We start from the raw sequence: 1,068 nt of genomic DNA on the forward strand, positions 1-1,068 counted from the left end.
CGTACAAATCGTACAGAAAAAATAAAAAACAACTGGAATTTTTAACCATTTAATCTCAAAAAAATGGTCAACCTATTTCAGGACAAGACAATACCCGAATACGTTGTAAAACATTTAAAACGAATGAGAGAACTTCTAAATACATTTTTAGACACAACTAAAGAGAGAATTAAAAATCCATTTATTGGAGCTTTCATATTTTCATTCGTGGCTTTTAATTGGAAACCAATATTCGTTATATTATTCGCTTCTCAAACAATTCAAGAAAAAATAGAAATTGTTGAATCGGAATATACAGGACTTTTATACAATCTTTGGTTACCAATTTTATTTGCGCTTTTTTATGTTTTGATTTTACCATATATAATGTGGTTATTTGATAGAATCGCCAGTAAAGCAGTTGTTGGCAGAAAGGAAAATGTTTTAGAACAACAGTTATTTGACTTGAGGTCAAAACAAAGATTAGCTGAACAAGAAAGTAGATTAGAAGATATCAGAGCTAGTTTTCGAGAAACGGCTGACTTGAATAAAAAGATTGATATTTTATCAACTCAAATAGAGGAAAGAGATAAGACAATTGAAGTCCTACAAACCGAATTGGAAACAGCACAAGATGACCAATCGAGATTACAAAACTTCTTACGACACCAAAACGACAACTCACTTACGGAAAAACAGAAAGAAGATTTCGCAAAAAAATATGAGTCTTTTAAAACATCTGACCTTTATGAGTTCTTTAAAGAGGTTGGTTCTGAGATAAGTCGGAGAAATTCAGTTCCAAATAATATGGACGACTTGATAATCGAAAAATTTAGACATACCGACATTATTAGAGAAGTTAGAGACGAGGAAAATCAAAGAACATATTATGAATTTACAAAAAAAGGTGAATTCTTTTGGAAAGAGTATATTCTCAATTTAAAAATTGTCAGAAAACCAGACCCAAAAGATGATTTACCTTTTTAAAAAAAACGTTTTACAACAATGGTAACCGTTGCGCAAGCCCTTGAACAGCAAAAAAGAGACCTCTTTTAAGCCCTTTTTAGGGGCTTTTTGTTTTTAGGACGA

The 1,068-nt window shown here is 31.2% G+C and carries 1 protein-coding gene; it reads left to right on the plus strand.

Features of this window, described 5'->3' with window-relative positions:
* Positions 1-123 precede the first annotated feature (123 nt).
* Positions 124-966 (plus strand): hypothetical protein, encoded by an 843-nt coding sequence (locus FBT53_RS15945; protein ID WP_136952180.1) that lies wholly within the window; start codon positions 124-126, stop codon positions 964-966.
* Positions 967-1,068: the final 102 nt, after the last annotated feature.

This window comes from Flavobacterium sp. ASW18X, assembly GCF_005144745.1.
Taxonomy (GTDB): Bacteria; Bacteroidota; Bacteroidia; order Flavobacteriales; family Flavobacteriaceae; genus Croceivirga.

Excerpts from the sequence above, each read along its gene's own strand:
- FBT53_RS15945 (WP_136952180.1), top strand. The coding sequence starts at position 124 with ATGAGAGAACTTCTAAATACATTTTTAGACACAACTAAAGAGAGAATT.